Below are 1,667 nucleotides of genomic sequence, written 5' to 3'. Positions count from 1 at the left end.
ATAACAGGTCCAACGGGAGTAACGGGTCCAACAGGGATAACAGGTCCAACGGGAGTAACGGGTCCAACAGGGATAACAGGTCCAACGGGAGGGACTGAAGGTTGTCTGTGTGATTGCTGTGTTTTACCTATGCAAAGTGTCTTACAACAACTTATTGGAGAAACTGTGATTCTCGGCACTATTGCAGACACACCAAACACGCCCCCACTTTTCTTTCTATTTACTATCACTTCCGTAAATGATTTTTTAGTTACAGTTACAGATGGCACCACAACCTTCGTGGTTAATATTTCTGATGTAACAGGGGTAGGTTTTTTACCACCAGGACCACCTATCACATTACTTCCACCTGTCGATGTAGGATGTGAGTGTGAATGTCGTGAACGACCAATTAGACAATTATTGGATGTGTTTATTGGATCTACAGTAAGTCTTTTAGCAAGTAATGGTTCTATTGCAGCAGATTTTAACGTGGAACAAACAGGACTTGGTATAGTGCTAGGTACATTACCTATAAATCCAACTACAACCGTTAGGTTTGCTATTTCAACTTGTAAAATTACAGCTGTAAATATAACTCCTGCTACGATATAATAGATTTCTTTCAGAAGTATCTATTTAATTTCATTGATAATGATTATGTCATACAAACATACTTTGAAAAATGAATAATAAATGCACTACCAAAATATGATATTATTTTAGGAATAATTTGTGAAGTTAACAAGAAAATGGAATTATATATGATGTTATTTCTCACAAAAGAATAGTTTGATGTATAACAAAGTCGCCCTTAATTGGACGGCTTTGTTATGTAATACGAAGAAAAGACCGCCTATTACGGGCGGTCGATTTTTACTAATGATTTTTTAATGCTTGTTTTAACGTTTCAACTGTTTGTTCAAGCCATTCTATAGGATTAAGTTTTAAAGAAGGAAAATAAATTTCAGTATAATATTCAATGAACGCTTCTTTTTCTTGCGTGGATAAATCACTTTTTAAAAATTCAGTTATGTACTTTACAGTATTTTCTATACACACTTTGTGAGCTTCTTCTATAAATTCATTTAAGGCTTTTTCTACTGTTCCCATATCTTGATGAAATGTTCCGTCTAAAAAATCACTTACTTCTTCATACATATAATCTTTATCATTCATAAGTATCCTCCTAAATTTCTATCTTACGGGATATCCTGTTCGAATATAACTTCCTTGTCCGTCTTTTTTTAAGATAATTTTAGCATTAGTTACCTCTAAAATATTTTCAGATCCTCTTACAATAGATCGACCAATAACTTCATCACCTCTATACCTAAACGCTAGAGTTGGCGGGCTGTAGGGATCATCTAACCACCTTTCTATTTTACGTATATTTCGAGGATTGGTTAACACTTCATCAGCAATTTTTTGGGCTGTTTCTAAATTATTAAAAGATGAAGACCCTGTGATATCGGGATCGTCTTTTAAGCGTTGAGCCAATGCTTCATTAGATATTTCAACATGCTTTTCCATTAAATGTCCACCTTTGTCTTCGTGTTGCTTTAAATCACCATCAAATACACGTGGACTATATTGGGTTGATCTATCTATGTTTTCAGCAGATAAAATAGTATCTTCAGCTTTTCTAAAATCAGGTGTATCAAATGCAGAGCGTATATTATTTCCGC

General features: G+C 34.6%; 3 protein-coding genes. 1 reads left to right on the top strand and 2 read right to left on the bottom strand.

Going from position 1 to position 1,667, the window contains the following annotated elements:
* On the top strand, window positions 1–594 hold a 594-nt coding region (locus CQ064_RS33250), incomplete at its 5' end, for a bclA protein (RefSeq protein WP_142396700.1).
* Between the two features lie 264 nt (window positions 595–858).
* Here the strand turns inward: CQ064_RS33250 and CQ064_RS33060 are convergent.
* Entirely contained in the window at window positions 859–1,158 is a 300-nt protein-coding gene (locus CQ064_RS33060; protein ID WP_000998176.1) for a contact-dependent growth inhibition system immunity protein, read from the bottom strand.
* A gap of 18 nt (window positions 1,159–1,176) precedes the next feature.
* A partial coding sequence (locus CQ064_RS33055; protein ID WP_308727326.1) for an RNase A-like domain-containing protein occupies window positions 1,177–1,667 on the bottom strand: 491 nt, incomplete at its 5' end.

Source organism: Bacillus sp. MYb78, assembly GCF_002975115.1.
In the GTDB taxonomy this organism is placed as follows: Bacteria; Bacillota; Bacilli; order Bacillales; family Bacillaceae_G; genus Bacillus_A; species Bacillus_A cereus.
The sequence above is the reverse complement of the archived record's forward strand: the minus strand, read 5'-3'. Positions and strand labels throughout refer to the sequence as shown.

What these genes read in the sequence shown, in the direction of transcription:
- CQ064_RS33060 (WP_000998176.1), bottom strand. Translation starts at nt 1,158, where the DNA reads ATGAATGATAAAGATTATATGTATGAAGAAGTAAGTGATTTTTTAGAC.